15 protein-coding genes are annotated in these 23034 nt (G+C 60.1%); 9 read left to right on the plus strand and 6 right to left on the minus strand.

Going from position 1 to position 23034, the window contains the following annotated elements; translation table 11 throughout:
* The first annotated feature begins 85 nt into the window (after positions 1–85).
* The 3 genes from nagZ to BI292_RS04590 are packed head-to-tail and all read left to right on the plus strand — an operon-like array spanning position 86 to position 5199.
* The gene (nagZ, locus tag BI292_RS04580; RefSeq protein WP_101207138.1) at positions 86–1096 is read left to right on the plus strand and encodes a beta-N-acetylhexosaminidase; all 1011 of its coding nucleotides are present in this window, start codon (positions 86–88) and stop codon (positions 1094–1096) included.
* Between the two features lie 12 nt (positions 1097–1108).
* Positions 1109–1846: an S-methyl-5'-thioinosine phosphorylase gene (locus tag BI292_RS04585; protein WP_092270743.1), complete on the plus strand. Its 738-nt coding sequence runs from the start codon at positions 1109–1111 to the stop codon at positions 1844–1846.
* Between the two features lie 56 nt (positions 1847–1902).
* The gene (locus BI292_RS04590; protein ID WP_101207139.1) at positions 1903–5199 is read left to right on the plus strand and encodes a DEAD/DEAH box helicase; all 3297 of its coding nucleotides are present in this window, start codon (positions 1903–1905) and stop codon (positions 5197–5199) included.
* 132 nt (positions 5200–5331) lie between these two features.
* Here the strand turns inward: BI292_RS04590 and BI292_RS04595 are convergent, their stop codons facing one another.
* The 3 genes from BI292_RS04595 to mfd are packed head-to-tail and all read right to left on the minus strand — an operon-like array spanning position 5332 to position 12066.
* Positions 5332–8025, minus strand: a complete 2694-nt coding sequence (locus BI292_RS04595) for a DEAD/DEAH box helicase (protein WP_101207140.1) — start codon at positions 8023–8025, stop codon at positions 5332–5334.
* 11 nt (positions 8026–8036) lie between these two features.
* Positions 8037–8606: a CsiV family protein gene (locus tag BI292_RS04600; protein ID WP_101207141.1), complete on the minus strand. Its 570-nt coding sequence runs from the start codon at positions 8604–8606 to the stop codon at positions 8037–8039.
* A gap of 10 nt (positions 8607–8616) precedes the next feature.
* A complete protein-coding gene (gene mfd, locus BI292_RS04605; RefSeq protein ID WP_101207142.1) occupies positions 8617–12066 on the minus strand; it encodes a transcription-repair coupling factor in 3450 nt (1149 codons plus the stop codon).
* 378 nt (positions 12067–12444) lie between these two features.
* On the opposite strand from mfd, the gene BI292_RS04610 reads away from it, so the two are divergent.
* Positions 12445–13893, plus strand: coding sequence for a glyceraldehyde-3-phosphate dehydrogenase (locus BI292_RS04610; RefSeq protein WP_092270728.1), 1449 nt, complete (start codon positions 12445–12447; stop codon positions 13891–13893).
* A 180-nt stretch (positions 13894–14073) separates the two neighbouring features.
* Here the strand turns inward: BI292_RS04610 and BI292_RS04615 are convergent, their stop codons facing one another.
* The gene (locus tag BI292_RS04615; protein ID WP_101207143.1) at positions 14074–15375 is read right to left on the minus strand and encodes an MFS transporter; all 1302 of its coding nucleotides are present in this window, start codon (positions 15373–15375) and stop codon (positions 14074–14076) included.
* Between the two features lie 355 nt (positions 15376–15730).
* Here BI292_RS04615 and BI292_RS04620 point away from each other — a divergent pair, with 355 nt between their 5' ends.
* Complete coding sequence (locus tag BI292_RS04620) at positions 15731–16720, plus strand: FAD:protein FMN transferase (protein WP_101207176.1); 990 nt, start codon at positions 15731–15733, stop codon at positions 16718–16720.
* A gap of 208 nt (positions 16721–16928) precedes the next feature.
* The gene (gene sthA, locus BI292_RS04625) at positions 16929–18323 is read left to right on the plus strand and encodes a Si-specific NAD(P)(+) transhydrogenase (RefSeq protein WP_092270719.1); all 1395 of its coding nucleotides are present in this window, start codon (positions 16929–16931) and stop codon (positions 18321–18323) included.
* A 42-nt stretch (positions 18324–18365) separates the two neighbouring features.
* Here the strand turns inward: sthA and BI292_RS04630 are convergent, their stop codons facing one another.
* Both BI292_RS04630 and BI292_RS04635 read right to left on the minus strand, forming a co-directional pair.
* The gene (locus BI292_RS04630; protein ID WP_092270717.1) at positions 18366–19088 is read right to left on the minus strand and encodes a glycerophosphodiester phosphodiesterase family protein; all 723 of its coding nucleotides are present in this window, start codon (positions 19086–19088) and stop codon (positions 18366–18368) included.
* Between the two features lie 13 nt (positions 19089–19101).
* Complete coding sequence (locus BI292_RS04635; RefSeq protein WP_092270715.1) at positions 19102–19683, minus strand: PilZ domain-containing protein; 582 nt, start codon at positions 19681–19683, stop codon at positions 19102–19104.
* A gap of 94 nt (positions 19684–19777) precedes the next feature.
* Between BI292_RS04635 and BI292_RS04640 the strand changes: the two genes are divergently transcribed.
* The 3 genes from BI292_RS04640 to BI292_RS04650 all read left to right on the plus strand — a co-directional run bounded on the left by BI292_RS04640 (position 19778) and on the right by BI292_RS04650 (position 23030).
* Complete coding sequence (locus BI292_RS04640; protein ID WP_101207144.1) at positions 19778–21028, plus strand: lipoprotein-releasing ABC transporter permease subunit; 1251 nt, start codon at positions 19778–19780, stop codon at positions 21026–21028.
* A gap of 7 nt (positions 21029–21035) precedes the next feature.
* Positions 21036–21719 carry a lipoprotein-releasing ABC transporter ATP-binding protein LolD gene (gene lolD / locus BI292_RS04645; RefSeq protein WP_167370415.1) on the plus strand — a complete coding sequence of 228 codons (684 nt, stop codon included), beginning with the start codon at positions 21036–21038 and terminating at the stop codon, positions 21717–21719.
* Between the two features lie 66 nt (positions 21720–21785).
* On the plus strand, positions 21786–23030 hold the full coding sequence (locus BI292_RS04650) for a lipoprotein-releasing ABC transporter permease subunit (RefSeq protein WP_092270706.1): 1245 nt from the start codon (positions 21786–21788) through the stop codon (positions 23028–23030).
* The last annotated feature ends 4 nt before the right edge of the window (positions 23031–23034 follow it).

The raw sequence follows: 23034 nt of genomic DNA on the forward strand, positions 1-23034 counted from the left end.
TTTCCATTGTTGTCGCCGACCTGCCGGGCACCGCCCAGGGTGGCGATTGCGTGCGAACCGGGTTTTTCGTTTTCAAGGAATCTCTATGACTGCTGGCCTGCAAGGCTCGTTGATGGTGGACGTCGCCGGTACCTGGCTGACGGCCGAAGATCGCCAATTGTTGCGTCAGCCCGAAGTGGGCGGCCTGATCATTTTCGCGCGCAATATCGAGCATCCACGCCAGGTCCGCGAATTGAGTGCGGCGATCCGCGCCATCCGTCCTGACCTGTTGCTCGCGGTGGACCAGGAGGGCGGTCGGGTTCAGCGTCTGCGTCAAGGCTTCGTGCGTTTGCCGGCGATGCGCGCGATTGCCGACAATCCCAATGCCGAATACCTCGCCGAACAGTGCGGCTGGATCATGGCCACTGAGGTTCTCGCCGTCGGCCTCGACCTCAGCTTCGCGCCGGTGCTGGACCTCGATTATCAACGCAGCGCCGTGGTCGGCACTCGTTCGTTTGAAGGCGATCCCGAGCGCGCAGCGTTGCTCGCTGGCGCCTTTATTCGCGGGATGAACAGCGCCGGCATGGCCGCCACCGGCAAGCATTTTCCGGGGCACGGTTGGGCGGAAGCGGATTCACACGTCGCTATTCCCAATGACGAACGCAGCCTCGAAGAAATCCGCGCCAACGATCTCGTGCCATTCGCGCGCCTGAGCAAACAACTGGCCGCCGTCATGCCGGCCCACGTCATCTATCCACAAGTCGACGCTCAGCCGGCCGGTTTCTCCCGGCGCTGGTTGCAGGACATCCTGCGCGGCGAATTGCAGTTCGATGGCGTCATTTTTAGTGACGATCTTTCCATGGCCGGCGCCCACGTGGTCGGCGATGCTGCGAGCCGCATTGAAGCCGCGTTGAGTGCCGGTTGCGACATGGGCCTGGTGTGCAACGACCGCGCCGCCGCAGAACTGGCATTGAGTGCCGCGCAACGAATGAAGGTCAAGCCATCGCCGCGTATCGCGCGGATGCGCGGGCAATCGTTCGCCGGCACTGAATACCGCCAGGACCCGCGCTGGCTCGCCGCTGTCGGCGCGTTGACAGAAGCTCAATTGATTGAATAAGGACTGCACGTTATGACGGTTTACGCGATTATCGGTGGCACCGGCCTGACCCAGCTCGAAGGCTTGAGCATTCGTCAGTCACTGGCGGTGGACACCCCGTACGGCGCGCCTTCAGCCGAGGTGCATATCGGCGAATACGCCGGCAAGGAAGTGCTGTTTCTCGCCCGCCACGGCCACCCGCATCGTCTGCCGCCGCATCAGGTCAACTACCGCGCCAACCTCTGGGCGCTGAAGCAGGCCGGCGCCGAAGCGATTCTCGCGGTCAACGCCGTCGGCGGCATCCATGCGGCGATGGGCACCGGGCATTTCTGCGTGCCACATCAATTGATCGACTACACCAGCGGACGCGAACACACGTTCTTCGCCGGCGACCTCGATAACGTCACCCACATCGATTTCAGCTACCCGTACAGCGAGCCACTGCGCCAGCAATTGATTGCCGCGCTGGCCGCCGAAGGCGTTGGCTACAGCAGTCATGGCGTGTACGCCTGCACCCAGGGTCCGCGTCTGGAAACCGTGGCGGAAATCGCCCGACTGGAACGCGACGGCTGCGACATCGTCGGCATGACCGGCATGCCGGAGGCGGCATTGGCGCGTGAGCTGGACCTGGCTTACGCCTGCCTGGCGCTGGTGGTCAACCCGGCAGCGGGCAAGTCCACGGCAGTAATTACCATGGCCGAAATCGAGCAGGCATTGCACGATGGCATGGGCAAGGTCAAATCGACACTGGCTCGCGTTCTGGCAGGTTGAGTCTTCACGGCCGGGGGCAATCTCCCGGCCGCTCCATTTCCAGCGGCGTTGATCCAATGACCACGTTAGTAGAGCATCTGCAAGCACGGCCCTGGACGCGGGCGTTCAGCCACAGCGCGCTGGAAAAGGCCCGCCGCTACGTCGCCGAAGGGTGGGTATCCATCGAGCAGTCGGTTGATCGTCTGGTGCTCGCGTCCTGCGAAGGCTCGAAATCCCTGCCGTATGACCAGTGCATTCAGCTTGAGCGCGATGACGATGGCACCCACCAGCTCTCCTGCGTTTGCAGTTGTCCCGTTGGCAGCAATTGCAAACACTGCGCCGCCGTCATTTATATCCTCACCGGCGATAACCTTGAGGCATCAGACGGCAGCGCTCAGGTTCAATTGAACCGTGAATTGCAACGCTGGCTCGACGATCTTCCAGACGCCACCAAACCCACTGATGAACCCTCGCAAAACACTGGCACGCGCTTGGTGTACAAGCTCAGACCGACAAAAGTCGCCGGCAAATTCACCCTCCAGGTGTTCAGGGTTCGTCAGCTCAAAAGTGGTGTGATGCAAGACATCACCGCGTTGTATTCGCTGTCCGATCTGTTGCTGCGTCAGCCCGGCTACTTGACCGAACTCGACCTGCGAATCGCCCGATTGGTGGTCGCCGTTCACTCCCATCACGCCCATTACGACGGCTATCCGTTGCAGGGCAGCAGTGGTGCCGAGCTGCTGGAGCTGTGTCTGCGTACCTCGCGACTGTTTTTTGATGTCGAACAACTGCAGGTCTTGTCTTCGGGGCAGCCGCGCACTGGCCAGTTCGCCTGGGCGGAACAATCCGACGGCAGTTTCCGTCCGCAGTGGAGCAGCGCAGAGGCGCCAGCAGAAACCATTCTGGCGCTGGAGCCTTTGTATTATCTGGATCGCGAGCGGCTGCAAGTCGGGCCGCTATTCAACAAAATGGACGAAAAACTCGCCTGCCACTTGTCGTTGGCCCCGGACATTCCGGCGCTTCAGGCGATGCAATTCAGCCACCGACTCAACGCCGTTTCGCAGTTTGTGACGCCACCGCACGCGCTGACCGAACGCGTCATCGATGACGTATTTCCTCAGCCTCACCTGACCCTCGCCAGCGGCAAACGCTATGTGCGTTGGCAGCATGAGCCCGAACACCGCGCCGCGTTGGCATTCACCTACAACGGCCACCCGGCGTCGGACCGAAACCCCGAAGTGCTGGTGCTCGCGGGCACGGAAACCCAGCGCATCCAGCGCAAACCTGCGGTAGAAAAAGTGCTGCGCAACGCCTTGCAGAAATACGGTTTCAAAAAGGCTACGCGCAAAAGCAATCTGGACCGTCCCGGCGAGATGTTTGCGTTACCGGATGATTCAGCATGGCTGGCTTTCGTTCAGGACGGGCTGCCGCTGTTGCGCGCGAAAAACTGGCTGATCGATATCGAAGAGGGCTTCGACTTCAATTTGCAAGCGGTGGACGATTGGTACGCCGAGGTCGAGGAAGAGGCCGGGCATCAGTGGTTTGATCTGCAACTGGGCATCGTCGTCAACGGCGAGCGGCACAGCCTGCTACCGATTTTGCTGCAACTGATCCGTCGTCAGCCGCAACTGCTCGACCCCGCGAGCCTGGCCAAGCGCAACGATGACGAACAGCTGTTGATTGAGCTGGGCGGTGTCGGCTTCGGCGCCAAGTCGCTGAGCAAAGTTGCGTTGCCTTACGGCCGAATCAAACCGCTGATGGCGACGCTCGGCGAGTTGTACCTGGGTTCGCACGACGGCGATTCATTGCGTCTGACCGCGCCGGATGCGGCGCGCCTCAGCGGGCTCGAAGGGTTGCCGCTGGTGTGGCAGGGCGGTGAGCGGCTGCGCAGTTTTGCGCAGAAGTTACGTCAATCGACCCATGCGCACGTACCGGCGCCCCCCGGGCTCAACGCGACGTTGCGCCCGTATCAGCTCGAAGGGCTGAACTGGATGCAAACCCTGCGCGAGCTCGAAGTCGGCGGCATTCTGGGCGACGACATGGGGCTGGGCAAAACCCTGCAGACCCTCGCGCACCTACTCACCGAGAAGCATGCCGGTCGCCTGGATCGCCCGGCGCTGGCGGTGATGCCGACCAGTCTGATCCCCAACTGGCTCGATGAGGCGCAGCGTTTTACCCCACAGTTGAAAGTCTTGGCGCTGCACGGCGCGGCGCGGCAAAAAGATTTCGACCACCTCGCCGAATACGATCTGGTATTGACCACCTACGCGCTGCTGCCGCGCGATTTGCAGATTCTGCAAACGCAGGTCTGGAGCGTGCTGATCCTCGACGAAGCGCAGAACATCAAGAACCCGCTGAGCAAAGCCGCACAGGCTGCCCGTGATCTGCAAGCGAGCCAGCGTTTGTGCCTGTCCGGCACGCCGCTGGAAAATCACCTCGGTGAGTTGTGGTCACAGTTCCACTTCTTGCTGCCCGGTTGGCTGGGCGACAGTAAAACCTTCAATCGCGACTACCGCACGCCGATTGAGAAACACGGCAACAGCCAGCGGATGCAGCACCTGACGGCGCGAATCAAACCGTTTCTGTTGCGCCGCAAGAAAGACCAGGTCGCCACCGAATTGCCGCCGAAAACCGAGATTGTGCATTGGGTCGATCTCAGTGACGGCCAACGCGATGTCTATGAAACCGTGCGCGTGGCGATGGATAAAAAGGTTCGCGACGAAATCGCCCGCAGCGGCGTCGGGCGCAGCCAGATCATCATCCTCGATGCGCTGCTGAAGTTGCGTCAGGTCTGCTGTGATCTGCGTTTGATCAAGGCACCGCTGAGCGCCAAAGCCCTGCGTTCCGGCAGCGGAAAACTCGTCAGTTTGATGGAAATGCTCGAAGAGCTGCTCAGCGAGGGTCGCAAGATTCTGCTGTTTTCGCAGTTCACTTCGATGCTCGCATTGATCGAGGAAGAGCTGCAGCAGCGCGCTATCGGTTATTCATTGTTGACCGGCGATACCAGCGATCGGCGCACGCCGGTGAAGGATTTCCAGAGCGGTAACGTGCCGCTGTTTCTGATCAGTCTGAAGGCGGGCGGTACCGGTTTGAACCTGACGGCGGCGGACACGGTGATCCATTTCGACCCGTGGTGGAATCCGGCGGTGGAGAATCAGGCCACCGACCGCGCCTATCGGATCGGGCAGAACAAACCGGTGTTCGTCTACAAGCTGATCGCGCGCGGCACCGTGGAAGAGAAAATTCAGGCGTTGCAGCAGGAGAAAGCTGCGCTGGCCGGCGCGGTGCTCGAGGGCGGGACGACGGGTGGCTGGAAGTTGGAGCAGGGTGATATCGAGGCGTTGTTTGCGCCGTTGCCGGTTGCCAAGAGTTGATTGGGTTTCTTTAGTGATGGCCTGTTCGCGGGCAAGCCTCGCTCCTACAGGGTATGCGCCAATTTTGAAACCGCACATGGTCTGTAGGAGCGAGGCTTGCCCGCGAAGGCAATCTCCCCCGCGCCGCAAATCTCAACGCTTCTCCAACTTGTCCGGCAACGGCGCAAACAGCGCTTCAATATCATCGCTCTGCAGTTTCCAGTCGCCCGCCGAACGTCCATCCAGCACGCCCGCCGCGAGGTCGGACTTTTCCTTTTGCAGGTGCTGAATCTTTTCTTCGACGGTGCCGCGCGCGATCAGCTTGTAAACGAACACCGGTTTTTCCTGGCCAATGCGATACGCGCGGTCAGTCGCCTGATTCTCTGTCGCCGGGTTCCACCACGGATCGTAATGAATCACCGTGTCTGCTTCGGTCAGGTTCAGGCCGACGCCACCCGCCTTCAAACTGATCAGAAAAATCTGCCGCTTGCCGCTCTGGAAGTCCTTGACCGGCGCGCGGCGGTCACGGGTTTGTCCGGTCAGAATCGCGTATTCGACACCACGCTTTTTCAGCTCTTCTTCGATCAACGCCAGCATCGAAGTGAACTGCGAGAACAGCAGAATCCGCCGTCCTTCTGCGAACAGTTCTTCGAGCATTTCCATCAAGCTGTCGAGCTTGCCTGACGTGCCACCGCGCACCGGCAGCACGGCGTCGTTGACCAGACGCAAATCGCAACACACCTGCCGCAACTTCAGCAGCGCTTCCAGAATGATGATCTGGCTGCGGGCCACGCCTTTGCGGGTGATCTCGTCGCGGACTTTCTTGTCCATCGCCAGGCGCATGGTTTCGTACACGTCGCGCTGGGCTTCGTTGAGGTCGACCCAGTGGATGATCTCGGTTTTTGGTGGCAATTCGGTCGCGACTTGTTCTTTGGTCCTGCGCAGCAAAAACGGTTTGATCCGACCGTTGAGGTGCTGCAGCCGCACTTCGCTGCCGCGCTTTTCGATCGGCACGCGGTAATCGCGGTTGAAGCTTTTCACATCGCCGAGCCAGCCGGGCAGCAGGAAGTGGAACAGCGACCACAACTCGCCCAGGTGGTTTTCCAGCGGTGTGCCGCTCAGGCACAAACGCTGCCGCGCGTTCAGCTCGCGAGCAGCCTGGGCAGCCTTGCTGTTGGGATTCTTGATGTACTGCGCTTCATCCAGCACCAACACGTGCAGCGGCACGGCGGCGAGGGTTTCGACGTCCTTGGGCAACAGCGCATAGGTTGTGAGGATCAGGTCGTAATCGGCCAGATTGTCGAAATGCTTTTTGCGCGTGGCGCCGTACAACGCCAGCACTTTGAGCTGCGGCGTAAAGTGCGCTGCTTCATCGAGCCAGTTGGGGATCAGGCTGGTCGGCATCACCACCATGCTCGGCCGATCGAGCCGCCCGGCGATTTTCTCGCTGAGAATATGCGCCAGGGTTTGTAGGGTTTTTCCCAAACCCATGTCGTCCGCCAGAATCCCGCCGACTTCCAGTTGCCGCAGCGACTGCATCCAGCTCAAACCTTCGAGCTGATAGGGCCGCAACGTTGCGTTCAAGCCTTGCGGAGCGGTCGAGGTGAAGTCCTTGATATCGCGCAGGCGCTGAGCAAAGGTGCGAATCTGTTCGCCACCTTCCCACAACAGCGGCATGCCTTCGAGCGGGTTCAGGCGTATCGCGTCGGCCTTGCTCAGGCGTAGCGTGGTTTCGCCCGGGCCTTGCAGATAGAACTCGCCGAGCGTCGCCAGCACTGGTTTCAAGCGACCGAAGGGCAGGGCGACTTGCAGCGGGCCGTACTCGGAATTCGGCCGATTGGGGATGTTCACCAGAATCAGCTCGTCGTCGCGACGCCGGGCAAGACGTTCCGGATTGAGGATTTCGGTGTGCGAGCGCATCAGGTTCAACAGGATCGGCAGCAGGCTCAGGCGCTCGCCGTTGACGATGATGCCCAGTTCCAGATCAAACCAGTCGCGCTCCGGCGCTTGTTCGACAGTGGCGTACCAGTCGTCCACCGCGGTCAGGTCGAAACCGAAATCCTCGTCGATCTGCAGTTCCCAACCCTGGCTGCGCAGCTTCGGCAAGTCATTGAGGGTAAAGGTCAGCCAGGCACTGTCGTTGACCATCTCGAACAATTCGCCAGCGCTTTCCGGCAACGCTTTGCTTTGCCGGGTGGCGATCTTGAAGCCGAGAATTCGCAGCTGTTCCCGGTAGGCCTGTTCGACTTCCGGCTGGCGTTTTATCCGTAAGGTCTGGGTTTCCTGGCGAATCAGCACGTCGGCGTTCTTCTGCCCGGATACGTATTCATCCAGATAGCTGAACGACAGCGCCGCGCGATGCTGGATGTAGCGCTGCATCTTGCCGTTGCGCGGCTCGAACGCGCTGAACTCGATGCTCGCCAGCCACAGGCGCGGCAGCGGTTGCACGTTTTCCACCAGCACTTGCGGCGGCGCTTTCGGGCTGCGGTTTTCCAGAACCGCCTGGAGTTTTTCCAGCAGTTCGGCGTCTTGCGCGGCGGCGGGGTAGGCGAGGGTTTCCTGCACTTTGAGCAGCACCGCCGCGCAGTGTTTGCAGTTAGTGCGCACCGGGCACGAGCACGTCGCGTCGACCATCAGCAACGTCGCTTTGGCTGACTCGCGCAAACGAATGGTCTGACGGTAGACGTTGCCGCCCGAGCCTTCACACGCGGCGACGATGGTCGCGTCGCCGACCTCGACGATCCTGACGCGATTTTCCAAAGCGTAGCGGCGGCCACGCTCCAGGCTCTGCTCCTTGAATCGGCTGACCCAGGAAGGTGCCAGGGGTTTGCTCAGGGTCGCGGCCATAAAGAAGTCAATCAGTCCGGAATTTCATCGGGGACTGGCCGAGGTGCCGGGGCGGTCAACGAGGTGATCTTGATCAGCAGGCCGAGGTGGCCGTTATCGAGGAAATTCAGCTGGCCGTTCTTGGTGTGGCTTTCCTGTTTCAGGCGTTCGCTGGCGGTGACCAGGCCGTTGGCGTCGATCTGATTGACCCAGAAATCGGCATCGACGTCGGTGAAACGCCCGAGTTTCAGGCTCAGCGTGCCCTCGATCGGGAATTGTCCGAACTGTTCCGCGCCGTCGCTGATCGCAATCTTGTTTGGTTGTTCGCCGAGCGTCTGCTGCCAGGCCTTGTGCAGCAACACTGTGTAATCGTTGCTCGCGGTGAGTTTTTCCACTTCGCCGTTCAGGCTCGGCGTGCGCACGTTGTCCGGGCTCAGGCGTTGGGCGCCGCCCGACCAATCTTCCGGGGCGGCACGGCTGACAATCGCCGGCACGGCGTTTTGCCGGACCAGAATCATTTCGACTTGATACAAGTCGTCGGCAAACGCCGTGGGTGTGGCGACCAGTGCAACCAACAAGGTCAGTGAGCGAAACAGGCGCATGCGGCGTCCTTCAAGCAGTTTTCGGGAGAAGGCGCTCGAACAGCGCCTCAACAGTATTAAAGCGCTCTTCCGGGCGCTCCATCGGCACCATGAACTTGAACATCGTGGCACCTTCGAACTTGTAGCGTTTCGGTTGGCTCTGGATCAGTTTGATCAGGGTCAACGGGTCGACCGGAGTCTGCGCAGCGAACTCGATCCGCCCGCCCTGTGGGCCGCCATCGACTTTCTTGATACCCAGCTGTTCAGCCTGCAGTTTCAGCAAAGTGATGCGCACCAGATTCTTGGTCGGCTCCGGCAGCAAGCCAAAACGGTCGATCATTTCTACCTGCAAGTCCTTCAGGCCTTCCTCATCGGTGGCCGAGGCAATGCGTTTGTAGAGAATCAGTCGGGCGTGAACGTCCGGCAGATAATCCTCGGGAATCAGCGCCGGAACCCGCAAGTTGACTTCCGGGCCACCGCCCAGCGGTTGATCGAGGTTGGGCTGCTCGCCTTTGCGGATCGACTTCACCGCGCGTTCGAGCATTTCCATGTACAGGGTGAAACCGACTGCTTGAATCTGCCCACTTTGCCCGTCGCCGAGCAACTCGCCGGCGCCACGGATTTCCAGGTCGTTGGTCGCGAGGACAAAACCGGCGCCGAGGTCTTGGGTGTTGGCGATCGCTTCCAGACGTTTCTCGGCATCGGAAGTGATTTGCTGGCGCGGCGGCGTCAGCAGGTACGCGTAAGCCTGGTGGTGACTGCGACCGACGCGGCCACGCAATTGGTGCAGTTGCGCGAGGCCGAATTTGTCGGCGCGTTCGATGATGATGGTGTTGGCGCTCGGCACGTCAATGCCGGTCTCGATGATGGTCGAGGCGATCAGCACGTTGAAGCGCTTGTGGTAGAAGTCGCTCATCACCTGTTCGAGTTCGCGTTCGCGCATCTGCCCGTGACCGATGCCGATCCGCGCTTCCGGTACCAGTTCGGCGAGGTCAGCGGCGCATTTTTCGATGGTTTTCACATCGTTGTGCAGGTAATAAACCTGACCGCCACGCAGCAACTCACGCAGCAAGGCCTCTTTGACCGTGCTTTTGTTTTGCTCCATGACGAAGGTGCGCACCGACAAACGCCGCGCCGGTGGCGTGGCGATAATCGACAGATCGCGCATGCCCGACACCGCCATGTTCAGCGTGCGCGGAATCGGCGTGGCGGTCAGCGTAAGAATGTCGACTTCGCTGCGCAGGGCCTTGAGCTGTTCCTTTTGACGCACACCAAAACGGTGTTCTTCGTCGATGATCACCAGCCCGAGATTTTTGATTTTCACATCGTCGGACAGCAGCTTGTGCGTGCCGATGACGATGTCGATCTTGCCTTCCGCGAGTTCGGCGATCGCCGCATTCACTTCTTTGGCCGACTTGAAACGGCTCATCACTTCCACGCTCACCGGCCAGTCGGCAAAGCGGTCGCGGAAGCTGTTGTAGTGTTGTTGGGCGAGCAGGGTGGTCGGCACCAGAATCGCCACTTGGCGACCGCCATGCACCGCGATGAACGCGGCGCGCATGGCCACTTCGGTCTTGCCGAAGCCGACGTCGCCGCACACCAGCCGGTCCATCGGTTTCGGCGCGAGCATGTCGCTGCGCACGGCGTCGATGGTGGTCTGCTGGTCCGGGGTTTCCTCGAACGGGAACCCGGCGCTGAACGTCGCGTAATCGGCTTTCGGGTCGGCGAACGCATGACCTTCGCGGGCCGCGCGGCGTGCATAAATGTCGAGCAACTCGGCGGCGACGTCGCGCACCTGTTCGGCGGCTTTGCGTTTGGCTTTCTGCCACGTCTCGGAGCCGAGCCGGTGCAGCGGCGCCAGGGCATCGTCGCTGCCGGTGTAACGCGCGATCAAATGCAGGTTGGCCACGGGCACGTAAAGTTTGGCGCCCTCGGCGTATTGCAGCATCAGGAACTCGGCGGCCTGATCGTCGATTTCCAGCGTTGCCAAGCCGAGGTAACGGCCGACACCGTGGTCGATGTGCACCACCGGCGCGCCTTCGCGCAGTTCGGTGAGGTTCTTGATCACCGCGTCATTGTTGCCGTCAGCGCGTTTTTCGCGACGCCGACGCTGCATCACCCGCTGCCCGAACAACGGGCTTTCGGCGATCAATGCCAGCGCCGGGTCGTCCAGCACCAGGCCTTCATCCAGCGGCGCAATGGTAATCGCCAGGCGATCCTTGCTCGCGACAAAGTCCGGCCAGCTGTCGACAGTTTTCGGTCGCAGCTTCAGGCGTTCGAGCAGTTCCAGCAGCACTTCGCGACGACCGGCCGATTCAGCGGTAAATAGCACGCGACCGGGAAACTCGCTGAGGAAACCAGCCAGCGCCGCCAACGGCTGAGTCGCCTTGGCTTCGATGGCCAGGTCCGGCAACGCATGCGCCGGGAAGCGCTCGCGGCCGACGCCGGTTTCGACATCCTGTTGACTGGCGACCACGCGCGGCCAGTTCTTCAGCCGCGCGAAGCAGTCTTCTACCGGCAGGAACAATTCCGCTGGCGGCAATAAAGGACGCGATGGATCGACGCGGCGCTCTTCGTAGCGATTGCGCACGTCGTTCCAGAAGTTCTCGGCGGCTTGCTCGATGCCCGGCAGCGAAAACACTTGGGTGTCTTGCGGCAGGTAATCGAACAGCGTCGAGGTTTCATCGAAAAACAGCGGCAGGTAGTACTCGATACCGGCCGGGGTAATCCCGCTGCTCAGGTCCTGAAAGATCGGGCAGCGGCGGAAATCGACGTCAAACCGCTCGCGGAAGCGCGCCTTGAAGCGGGTGACCGCGTCCTTTTGCAGCGGGAATTCCCGCGCCGGCAACAGTCGCACCGTGTCGACTTTGTCGATGGAGCGCTGGTTGTCCGGGTCGAAGGTGCGCAGGGTTTCGATTTCGTCGTCGAACAGATCGATGCGGAACGGCAGTTTGCTGCCCATCGGGAACAGATCAATCAGCGAGCCGCGCACAGTGAATTCGCCGTGCTCGTACACCGTGTCGACGTAGCGATAGCCACTGGCCTCAAGCCGCGTGCGCATCTGCTCGACATCGAGCTTCTGCCCGACGTCCAGCACCAGGCTGCTGCCGAGCAGGAACTTGGTCGGCGCCAGGCGATGCAGGGCGGTGGTGATCGGCACCACCAGCACGCCATGCGTCAGTTCGGGCAGCCGATACAGGCTGGCGATGCGCTGGGAAATGATGTCCTGGTGCGGCGAGAACAGGTCGTAGGGCAGGGTTTCCCAATCGGGAAAATGCAGTACGGGCAAATCCGGGGCGAAGAAACTCAGCTCCTGTTCCAGCCGTTCGGCACTTTGGCTGTCGGCGGTCAGCAGCAGGGTAAAGCGCTTGGCAGCGCTGGCAGCCTCGGCGATGGCCAGGCTGAGGGCGGCACCGGGCAGGTTGCCCCAGTGCTGTTTACCTGCCGCAGCAGGGAGTAGCGGTAGACGCAGAACGGGCACGGAAGGTTGAGCTCCAAGCGTTGCGACAAAGTCGGTAATTGTAGCGGCCTCGGGTGCCGGCTGTCAGTTGCAGATCTGTCTATATCGCGGGTTGGACGAAATGTAGTGGTAAAGACAAAATCGAGCGGTTTTTCGTTCAAAAATGCTGATTATGTAGTGGCTAAAACAACACGCGTTACGGAAGGTTACGGACAAGGCAGCGCTGTCCCCAAAAAATTGACGACGCTGGAGGCCGCGGTTTTATTGGGCTTCAGGGCAGCGTAATTTTTTTGAACGGGATTTTGTTACTGCTTGCGCGACAGGCGCGCATTGCTACGAGAGGCAGTCGGCGGCATAATGTAGCCCCTTTTTTCTGCCCCTACATAGTGGAAGGTTCCCGTGACTCAGAAGCCCGACCAGTGTCTTGGTGAATGGATCGACCGTGAAGCACTCGCAGAAGCGATGATTCCGCTTATCGGTCAGCTCTACCGCAATAACAACGTGGTGAGCTCGATCTATGGCCGCAGCCTGATCAACCAGTCTGTCATCGCGATTCTCAAAGCTCACCGCTTTGCTCGCCATCGCTCTACCGACGACAGCGAACTCTCCGTCCACGAAACATTCCCTCTGCTGAAAGCCATGAGCGAGCTGAAGCTCGGCGCGGCTTCGGTAGACTTGGGCAAGTTGGCGTTCAAATTCCGTAACGATGGCAATGGCCGCAGCGCCGAGCAGTTCGTGCGTGAAGAAATGGCTGACGTTGTTGGCCAGCAAAACGCTACGGCGCGCAAAGGCACCGACGTTGTCCTGTACGGCTTCGGTCGTATCGGCCGTCTGCTGGCGCGCATCCTGATCGAGAAAACCGGTGGTGGCGACGGCCTGCGTCTGCGCGCCATCGTGGTCCGCAAGGGCGCCGAAAATGACCTGGTCAAGCGCGCCAGCCTGCTGCGTCGCGATTCGGTTCATGGTTCCTTCAACGGCACCATCACCATCGATGAAGAAAACAACACCATTACCGCCAACGGCAACCTGATCCAGGTTATCTACGCGAAAAACCCGACTGAGGTGGATTACACCCAGTACGGCATCAAAGACGCGCTGCTGGTGGACAACACTGGTGTGTGGCGTGACGCCGAGGGCCTCGGCCAACACTTGGCTTGCCCGGGGATCGACCGCGTTGTGTTGACCGCGCCTGGCAAAGGCAAGCTGAAGAACATCGTTCACGGCATCAACCACGGCGAAATCACTGCTGACGACAAGATCGTTTCTGCCGCTTCCTGCACCACCAACGCCATCGTGCCGGTGCTCAAAGCAGTCAACGACAAGTTCGGCATCATCAATGGTCACGTTGAAACGGTTCACTCGTACACCAACGACCAGAACCTGATCGACAACTTCCACAAGGGCGATCGCCGTGGCCGTAGCGCCGCGCTGAACATGGTTATCACCGAAACCGGTGCTGCCACCGCTGCTGCCAAGGCCTTGCCTGAGCTGGCCGGCAAGCTGACCGGTAACGCGATTCGTGTTCCAACGCCTAACGTGTCGATGGCCATTCTCAACCTGAACCTTGAGAAAGCCGCGACCCGCGAAGAGATGAACGATTACCTGCGTTACATGGCGTTGCACTCCGATTTGCACAAGCAAATCGACTACGTCAACTCTCAGGAAGTGGTTTCCACCGACTTCGTTGGCTCGCGCCACGCAGGCGTGGTGGACGCTGAAGCGACCATCACCCAAGACAACCGCGTTGTTCTGTACGTTTGGTACGACAACGAATTCGGTTACAGCTGCCAGGTGGTTCGCGTGATGGAAGACATGGCCGGGGTCAACCCGCCAGCCTTCCCGCGCTAAGCCTTAGCCGCACATGAAAACGCCCCGATTAGTCGGGGCGTTTTTGTTTGTGGCGTTTGTCTGGCTAGGGTGTGTCGCCTCGGCGGGCCTCATCGCGGGCAAGCCTCGCTCCTACAGGTTATGCGCGAATATTGATATTGCACGCGACCTGTAGGAGCGAGGCTTGCCCGCGAATACGATCTACCTGGCGCCACCAACCACCGCCGCTTGCGCAGTCCGCAGTTCATGTCGATTGCCTTTGAACAACACCAACGTCGCAATCAACCCCAACACTGCCGCGCCACTGAGCCAGATCCCCGGCGCAGCTTTGTTGTCCAGCACGTGAATCAGGTAGGTACACGCCGCCGGGGTGAAACCGCCGAACGTTGCGGTCGCCAGACTGTAGGCCAAAGAGAAACCGGTGGTACGCACTTCTACCGGCATGATCTCGGTCAGCGCCACGACCATCGCGCCGTTGTACGAACCGTACAGGAACGACAACCACAACTCGACGATCAGCAAATGGCTGAAGCTCGGGTTCGCCACCAGCCACGACAGCGCCGGATAAGCCGTGAGGATCGCCAGAATGGTCGCCGCGAGCAGTAAGGGTTTACGCCCGATCTTGTCGGACACCGCCCCCATCACCGGCAACCAGAAGAAGTTCGAAAGACCAATGCACACCGTCACCAGCAGCGCATCCAGGTCCGACAGGTGCAGCTCGGCTTTGCCGAAGGTCGGCGTGTAAGCCGTGATCAGGTAGAACGACACCGTGGTCATGACCACCAGCGCCATGCCGGCGATGACGATGCCAAAGTTCTGACCGATCGAGCGGATGATTTCCTGCAGGGTAGGGCGATGTTTGCGCGCCTCGAACTCAGGTGTTTCCTCCAGCGAGCGGCGAATCACGAAGATCACCGGCACGATCATGCAGCCGATCAGGAACGGCACGCGCCAGCCCCATTCACCCATTTGGTCAGGGCTGAGCCAGTGGTTCAGACCAACGCCAATCAAACCGGCAAACACCACCGCCGCTTGTTGGCTGGCGGACTGCCAACTGACGAAGAAACCTTTGCGCCCCGGCGTGGAAATCTCCGCCAGGTACACCGAGACACCGCCCAGTTCGACGCCCGCCGAGAAGCCTTGTAGCAAACGCCCGAACAATACCAACAGCGGCGCGGCCACGCCCAGCGTCGCGTAACCGGGTACGCAGGCAATCAGCACGGTGCCGGCGGCCATCATTGCGAGGGTGATGATCAAACCTTTGCGGCGGCCGTGACGGTCGATGTAGGCGCCGAGGAAAATCGCGCCCAGCGGACGCATCAGGAACCCGGCACCGAAGGTCGCCAGGGACAGCATCAAGGATGCAAATGCGCTGTCGGCAGGGAAGAAGGTCTTGGCAATGGCAGTGGCGTAAAAGCCGTAGACCATAAAGTCGAACATCTCAAGGAAGTTACCGCTGACAACGCGAAAGATCGCTTTGCCTTTGCCCGTTTCGCTGGACATTTGAACGCTCTCACTTTGGCTGTCTTATTGAAATCCCTGGTCTTGACGCCTCCTGACTGCCGGGCTCAAGCACGCAGGCGCTTACCGAACAGTTTTGTAACGATATGTGTATGAAGATAGATAGGCAACCACTAGTTAGCTTGCTGCTTAAACGTTATAGCCATTACGCGGCATGAATTCAGCAGTTGAGCGCATTAGCCCCTGTAGGAGCGAGGCTTGCCCGCGAAGGCGGTGTGTCAGATTGAGCGCCTTCGCGGGCGAGCCTCGCTCCTGCAGGACGGGCATAATGGCCGGCCTTGGCGTTGTGTCTGGGTATTGAGGGGAAGTGAACGTGTTGAAACGCAAGGGTATTTTCATGGTGCTGTGCGGTGCCCTGTCCGGCTGCGGCAATGGCGATTCCATGGAAAGCCTCAGCGGCCCGACCATGGGCAGCACCTATTCGATCAAGTACGTACGAAAAAGCGACTCGCCGGCGCCGAAACACGTCCAAACCGAAGTGGAAAAAATTCTCGCCGAGGTTGACCGGCAAATGTCCACCTACCGCAGTGACTCGGACATCGAACGCTTCAACGCTCTGCCCGCCAACAGCTGTCAGACAATGCCCGCGCCAGTCCTTGAATTGGTCCGCGTCGCCGAACAGCTGTCACGCCAAAGCGAAGGCTCCTACGACCTGACCGTCGAACCTTTGCTCAACCTCTGGGGTTTCGGCCCGCAGGCCCGTGACGAAAGAGTCCCGACCGCCGAAGCGCTCGCTGAGGTGATGCAACGCATCGGCTACTCGCACCTGCGCATCAGCGGCGATCAGCTGTGCAAAGACGCCGCCGTCGAAGTCGATTTCAACAGCATCGCCGCCGGCTACGCGGTCGATACCATCGCGGCAAAACTGCAAAGCCTCGGTATCCACAATTACCTCGCCGAAGCCACCGGCGAGCTTAAAGCTGCCGGGAGAAAGCTCGATGGTTCAGCGTGGAAGATTGCCCTGGAAGAGCCTCGCGACGATCAGCAAGTGGCGCAACGCATCATCAACGTCGACGGTTACGGCGTCTCGACTTCCGGCGATTACCGCAATTATTTCGAGCAGAACGGCCGGCGTTATTCCCACACATTCGACGCCCGCAGTGGCGCACCGATTACGCACAATCTGGCGTCGGTCACGGTAATTAATCCTTCAACGTTGATGGCCGACGGCCTATCGACGCTGTTGCTGATTCTCGGCCCTGAACGTGGTTGGGACTACGCGCAAAAACATCAGATTGGTGCATTCTTTGTGATTCGTGCCGATACAGATTTTGTCACCCGGACCACCCCTGCATTCGAACGCCTCCGCGGCGGTAAAAGCGAATGATCACGGCGATTTGCGCATTGAAGACTGGCGTTGTAGCGCCGGCAAAAGTAGCCTGTGACGCGACCAAGGGTTAATGTGCGCGGCGTCGACGCTTCTATAGACTGTGTCCCGGGTTCTGCACTGGCCCAAAATTGTTCCTTCACGCCGCAGATCGGCGTGATTTAGCCGCAGGTGCCGATGGCGCCGCGGCCTGTTCTGAGGAGTACGCATGGCTGTCTACAACTACGACGTGGTGGTGCTGGGTTCCGGCCCGGCAGGAGAAGGCGCGGCAATGAACGCCGCCAAAGCAGGGCGCAAAGTGGCGATGGTCGACAGCCGTCGCCAGGTCGGCGGCAACTGCACCCACCTCGGCACCATCCCGTCCAAGGCATTGCGTCACTCGGTCCGGCAGATCATGCAGTTCAACACCAACCCGATGTTTCGGGCGATTGGTGAGCCGCGCTGGTTCTCGTTTCCGGACGTGCTGAAAAGCGCTGAAAAAGTCATTTCCAAACAAGTCGCATCGCGTACCGGCTACTACGCCCGCAACCGCGTCGACGTGTTCTTCGGCAGCGGCAGTTTTGCCGACGAGCAAACCATCGAAGTGGTTTGCGCCAACGGTGTGGTTGAAAAGCTTGTCGCCAAGCACATCATCATCGCCACCGGCTCGCGCCCGTATCGCCCGGCGGACATCGATTTCCATCACCCGCGTATCTACGATAGCGACACCATCCTCAGCCTCGGCCACACCCCGCGCAAACTCATCGTTTACGGCGCTGGCGTAATTGGCTGCGAGTACGCCTCGATCTTCAGTGGTCTGGGTGTGTTGATTGAATTGGTAGATAACCGTGGGCAGTTGCTGAGCTTCCTCGACTCGGAAATCTCCCAGGCGCTGAGTTACCACTTCAGCAACAACAACATCACGGTTCGCCACAACGAAGATTACGAACGTGTCGAAGGCGTGGACAACGGCGTGATCCTGCACCTCAAGTCCGGCAAGAAGATCAAGGCCGACGCCTTGCTCTGGTGCAACGGCCGTACCGGCAACACTGATGCGCTGGGTCTGGAAAACATTGGCGTGAAGGTCAATGGCCGCGGGCAGATCGAAGTCGATGAAGCCTATCGCACCTGCGTGCCGAACATTTACGGCGCCGGTGACGTGATCGGCTGGCCAAGCCTGGCGAGTGCCGCGCACGACCAAGGTCGTTCGGCAGCGGGCAGCATCGTTGATAACAACAGCTGGCGCTTTGTGAATGACGTGCCAACCGGGATTTACACGATTCCGGAGATCAGCTCGATCGGCAAAAACGAGCAAGAGCTGACCCAGGCCAAAGTGCCGTACGAAGTGGGCAAGGCGTTCTTCAAGAGCATGGCGCGCGCGCAGATTGCCGGCGAGCCTCAGGGCATGCTGAAGATTCTGTTCCACCGCGAAACGCTGGAAGTGTTAGGCGTGCACTGCTTCGGTTATCAGGCGTCGGAAATTGTTCACATCGGTCAGGCGATCATGAGCCAGCCGGGCGAACTGAATACGCTGAAGTATTTTGTGAACACCACGTTCAACTACCCGACCATGGCCGAAGCCTATCGGGTAGCGGCGTACGATGGCCTCAACCGGCTTTTTTGAGCGGCTCCGGCCGGTGGCCTGAGCCGGCCGGGGAGACCGATTTCAGCAATTCTCGAGCGTGGCAGTGGCCAAACCGGGAAAGTCTGTAATCAGGCTGTCAACGCCGAAGTCGGCGAGTCTGCGCATCAGCGCGGGCTCGTTGACTGTCCACACCGACACATGCAGGCCCTGGCGCTGCGCCTTCTGCAGGCGTTCCGGGGTACACAGCGTCCAGTTCAGCGCAAGAAATTCACAGCCATAGCTTTGCGCGACCTTCAACGGGTCGAGCCAGGCGTACTCGGCAACCAAACCGCGCGACACATCCGGCACCAGATCCAGCGCCGCTTTCAACACTTCGCGTGAACTGGAGGTGATGGTGACCTTGTCGAGCAAGCCATGACGCACGGCCATTTCGCGGATCGCCAGCACCGTAGTCGCGGCGCGCGTGCGTGAAGCGCTTTTGACTTCGAGCTGCCAATGCTCGAAAGCGCATTTCTCGAACAATTCTTCCAGCGTCGGAATCGGGCACGGCTTGATCCAGCCCGGGCCGCCCTTGCGCGCGTCGTAGGTCACCAGATCCTTGGCCGAATGCTCGACCACTTTGCCGCGCCGGTCAGTGGTGCGCTTGAGTGTCGGGTCGTGAATGACCATCAACTCGCCGTCCATGGACAGGTGCAGGTCCAGTTCGCAACGGCGCACGCCGTGCTTGAGACATTCCTGAAAACTGGTCAGGGTGTTTTCCGGTGCTTCGCCTTTGGCGCCGCGATGGCCGTAGATGAGGGTCACGGTTCTTCCTTAATTAAATGCCGGATTCGTTTTGTTCACGGGCCAGGCGTCGTTCCTGGGCCTGCTTCTGCAAGATGTAGCGCGCGAGCAACTGGCGCTGGGCATCGGTCGGGTATTCGAACTCGGTGCCAACGTCGTAACCATCGCCCTTGCTGTCGCAATGCGTGACGCGCGCGCGCAGCAGCAAACCGAGCGCTTGTGGCATCAGCACCATTTTCACTGACAGATGCGCGCCGACCGCAATGGGCGTCGGGTGCTGAAAGTCGATGCCGCCCTCGGAGATAATCACCGGTTGCGGTTCGCCGATCTGCCCGAGCACGGTCAGGGCGACTACTTGGCTGAGCAGGTCGATGCGTTTGTTCTGGGATTTCAAGAATGCCGCAATGGCGCGGTCGCGCTCACTGATCTGGCGCAACAGGTGCTGCGACTCGAATTCACTCAGGTGCAATTCACTGAGCAAGTTGAAGAGCGGGGAAGCATCCTGCAACACTTCCTGGCCTGCGGCTTCGGGAGCGGACAGGGACCGAATTTCCAGTGCGATCGCATCTTCGATACGGTAGTATTCGCGGCGATCTTCTTCATCTAATGTCGACATGGCGAACCCATGGTAGCGGCGGTGGTCTGAGTGTAAAGCTGGTTACCGACCCCCGCCACAAGGACGTTCCTTTTCCCTCCGAACAAGCCCCGACATGTTCAGACCTCTCTTCGTATTTATTGGCACGCGTTATACCCGTGCAAAGCGTCGCAATCATTTTGTGTCGTTCATTTCCCTGACTTCAATGATCGGGCTCGCCCTCGGCGTGGTCGTGATGATTGTCGTGCTGTCGGTCATGAATGGCTTCGATCATGAGATGCGCACCCGCGTGCTGGGCATGGTGCCCCACGCGACCATCGAGTCCGGTGAACCGATCAACGACTGGCAGGCCCTGGCCACCAAGGTCAAACAGAACCCACAGGTGACGGCCGTAGCGCCATTCACCCAGATGCAGGGGCTGCTGACCAATAACGGCAAGGTCTCCAAGGTGTTGCTCAATGCCATCGACCCGACGCTGGAGCGTCAGGTTTCGATCATTGATAACTTCATGAAGCAGGGCAAGCTCGACGACCTCACGCCTGGCAGCTTCGGCATCGTCATCGGTGACAAAGCGGCGGCCAAGCTCGGCGCGGCCATCGGCGACAAGCTGACGTTCGTTGCGCCGGAAGTCACCGTGACCCCGGCCGGGATGTTCCCGCGGATGAAACGCTTTACCGTGGTCGGCATTTTCCATGTCGGCGCTGGCGAGCTGGACGGTTACCTCGGCGTGACCAATCTGCAGGATCTGGCCCGGCTGCATCGCTGGAAACCGGATCAGGTGCAGGGCATTCGTCTGAAGTTCGACGACCTGTTCCAGGCGCCGCGCACCGCGTGGAACATCGCCCAGCAACTCGGCGAAGACCATTACTACGCGCGTGACTGGACCCGCACCCACGGCAATCTGTATCAGGCGATCCGCATGGAAAAAGCCATGATCGGCCTGCTGTTGTTGCTGATCGTTGCGGTCGCCGCGTTCAACATTATTTCCACGCTGGTGATGGTGGTGAATGACAAGAAAAGCGACATCGCGATTCTGCGCACGCTTGGCGCCACGCCCGGTTCGATCATGGCGATTTTCATGGTCCAGGGCACGGTGATCGGGGTGGTCGGAACGCTGATCGGCGCGGTGGTCGGGATCTTCGCGGCGCTGAACGTCAGCGCGGCGATCTCGGCCCTCGAAGGCTTGATCGGGCATAAATTCCTGAATGCCGACGTGTACTTTATTGATTACCTGCCGTCGCAAGTGCAGAGCCAGGACGTGTTGATGGTCTGCGCCGCCGCGTTGGTTCTGAGTTTCCTCGCCACCCTGTATCCAGCCTGGCGTGCCGCGCGCACCCAGCCTGCGGAGGCGCTACGTTATGAGTGAGTCGGGCATGAGTGAAAAAGCAATCTTGAGCTGCCGCAACCTGGGCAAATCCTACGAGGAAGGCCCGGAGTCGGTAGAAGTGTTGGCCGGTCTGCAACTGGAGTTGCACCCGGGCGAACGCGTGGCCATCGTCGGCACCTCGGGCTCGGGCAAAAGTACTTTGCTCAACCTGTTGGGCGGCCTCGATACGCCGACCAAGGGCAGCGTTTGGCTGGACGGCGAAGAGCTTTCGGCGCTGAGCGAGAAAAACCGTGGCCTGCTGCGTAACCGATCCCTCGGGTTCGTCTACCAGTTTCACCACTTGCTGCCGGAATTCACCGCGCTGGAAAACGTCTGCATGCCGCTGCTGATCGGCAAGACCGCCATCCCGGAGGCGCGTCAACGTGCAACGGCGTTGCTGGAGCGGGTAGGGCTGGGTCATCGCTTGCAACACAAACCGTCCGAATTGTCCGGCGGCGAACGTCAGCGTGTGGCCATCGCCCGCGCCCTGGTAAACAAGCCGGGGTTGGTGATGCTCGATGAGCCGACCGGCAACCTCGACTCGCACACCGCGCAGGGCATTCAGGATTTGATGCTGGAACTCAGCACCTCGATGCGCACCGCGTTCCTGGTGGTGACTCACGACATGAACCTGGCTCGCCAGATGGATCGCGTCCTGCATTTGCAGGAAGGTCGCCTGACGCCCATCTGATTGACCGAAACCCGGCGCGGCTGAAAAGCCCGTCGGGTCTTTTATTTTTATACGGTGCCCCAGCGAATGTTCAGACCGTTATCGATCTTCATCGGCGCGCGCTATACCCGCGCCAAGCGCCGCAATCGCTTTGTTTCCTTCATCTCGATGACCTCGATGATCGGCCTCGCCCTCGGTGTGCTGGCGATGATCGTGGTGCTCTCGGTGATGAACGGTTTCCAGCGCGAAATGAGCTCGCGGATCCTCGGCATGGTGCCGCACGCGACCATCGTCGGCGTCAACCCGATCGACGACTGGCGGCCGGTTGCAGCCGCAGCGATGAAAAACCCCGAAGTCACCGCTGCCGTGCCGTTCACCGAAATGGAAGGCATGTTCTCCTATAAAGGCTCGATGCAGCCGATCCAGATCAGCGGCATTGATCCGGCGCAGGAAGGCAAGGTGTCGATCGTTACGCAACATATCGTCCAGGGGCGTCTCGACGATCTGAAGCCGGGCGAGTTTGGCGTGGTGGTCGGTGAAATCACCGCGCGGCGTTTTCGCTTGAATGTCGGTGACAAACTCACCCTGATCGTCCCGGAAATCAGCAGCGCACCGGGCGGCATCACGCCGCGCATGCAGCGCCTGAACGTGGTGGGCGTGTTCAAGGTCGGCGCCGAGCTTGATGGCTCGATGGCGCTGATCCACATGGCCGACGCGGCGCAGATGCAGCATTGGCAGCCGAATCAGGTGCAGAGCGTACGCCTGGCGGTGAAGGACTTGTACGCTGCGCCGCAAGTGTCACACAACGTTGCCACGGGCCTCGGCGCCGCTTACAAGGCTGACGACTGGACCCACACCCAGGGCAGCCTGTTCAGCGCGATGAAAATGGAAAAAACCATGATCGGCCTGTTGCTGCTGATGATCGTCGCGGTAGCGGCGTTCAACATCATCGCGACGTTGATCATGGTGGTGAACGACAAGGGCGCGGACATCGCGATTTTGCGCACCATCGGCGCGACACCACGCCAGATCATGGCGATATTCATGGTGCAGGGCACGGTGATCGGGATTGTCGGCACATTGATCGGCGGCGTGCTGGGCGTGATTGCGGCGCTGAATGTCAGTGAATTGGTGGGTTGGCTGGAGCGCGTGAGCGGGCAGCATATCTTCAGTTCGGACGTGTATTTCGTCAGCAATCTGCCGTCGGAATTGCAGGGCGGCGATGTGTTGTTGATCTGCTCGGCGGGGTTCATTTTGAGCTTTCTGGCGACGGTGTACCCGGCGTGGCGCGCGGCGAAAATCGAACCGGCTCACGCCTTGCGGTATTCGTAAGCCT

This window comes from Pseudomonas sp. 43NM1, from assembly GCF_002836905.1.
Taxonomy (GTDB): domain Bacteria; phylum Pseudomonadota; class Gammaproteobacteria; order Pseudomonadales; family Pseudomonadaceae; genus Aquipseudomonas; species Aquipseudomonas prosekii.

Coding starts and splice junctions, on each gene's coding strand:
- nagZ (WP_101207138.1), top strand. CDS start 86: ATGACTGCTGGCCTGCAAGGCTCGTTGATGGTGGACGTCGCCGGTACC.
- BI292_RS04585 (WP_092270743.1), top strand. CDS start 1,109: ATGACGGTTTACGCGATTATCGGTGGCACCGGCCTGACCCAGCTCGAA.
- BI292_RS04590 (WP_101207139.1), top strand. CDS start 1,903: ATGACCACGTTAGTAGAGCATCTGCAAGCACGGCCCTGGACGCGGGCG.
- BI292_RS04595 (WP_101207140.1), bottom strand. CDS start 8,025: ATGGCCGCGACCCTGAGCAAACCCCTGGCACCTTCCTGGGTCAGCCGA.
- BI292_RS04600 (WP_101207141.1), bottom strand. CDS start 8,606: ATGCGCCTGTTTCGCTCACTGACCTTGTTGGTTGCACTGGTCGCCACA.
- BI292_RS04615 (WP_101207143.1), bottom strand. CDS start 15,375: ATGTCCAGCGAAACGGGCAAAGGCAAAGCGATCTTTCGCGTTGTCAGC.
- BI292_RS04620 (WP_101207176.1), top strand. CDS start 15,731: ATGGTGCTGTGCGGTGCCCTGTCCGGCTGCGGCAATGGCGATTCCATG.
- sthA (WP_092270719.1), top strand. CDS start 16,929: ATGGCTGTCTACAACTACGACGTGGTGGTGCTGGGTTCCGGCCCGGCA.
- BI292_RS04635 (WP_092270715.1), bottom strand. CDS start 19,683: ATGTCGACATTAGATGAAGAAGATCGCCGCGAATACTACCGTATCGAA.
- BI292_RS04640 (WP_101207144.1), top strand. CDS start 19,778: ATGTTCAGACCTCTCTTCGTATTTATTGGCACGCGTTATACCCGTGCA.
- lolD (WP_167370415.1), top strand. CDS start 21,036: ATGAGTGAAAAAGCAATCTTGAGCTGCCGCAACCTGGGCAAATCCTAC.
- BI292_RS04650 (WP_092270706.1), top strand. CDS start 21,786: ATGTTCAGACCGTTATCGATCTTCATCGGCGCGCGCTATACCCGCGCC.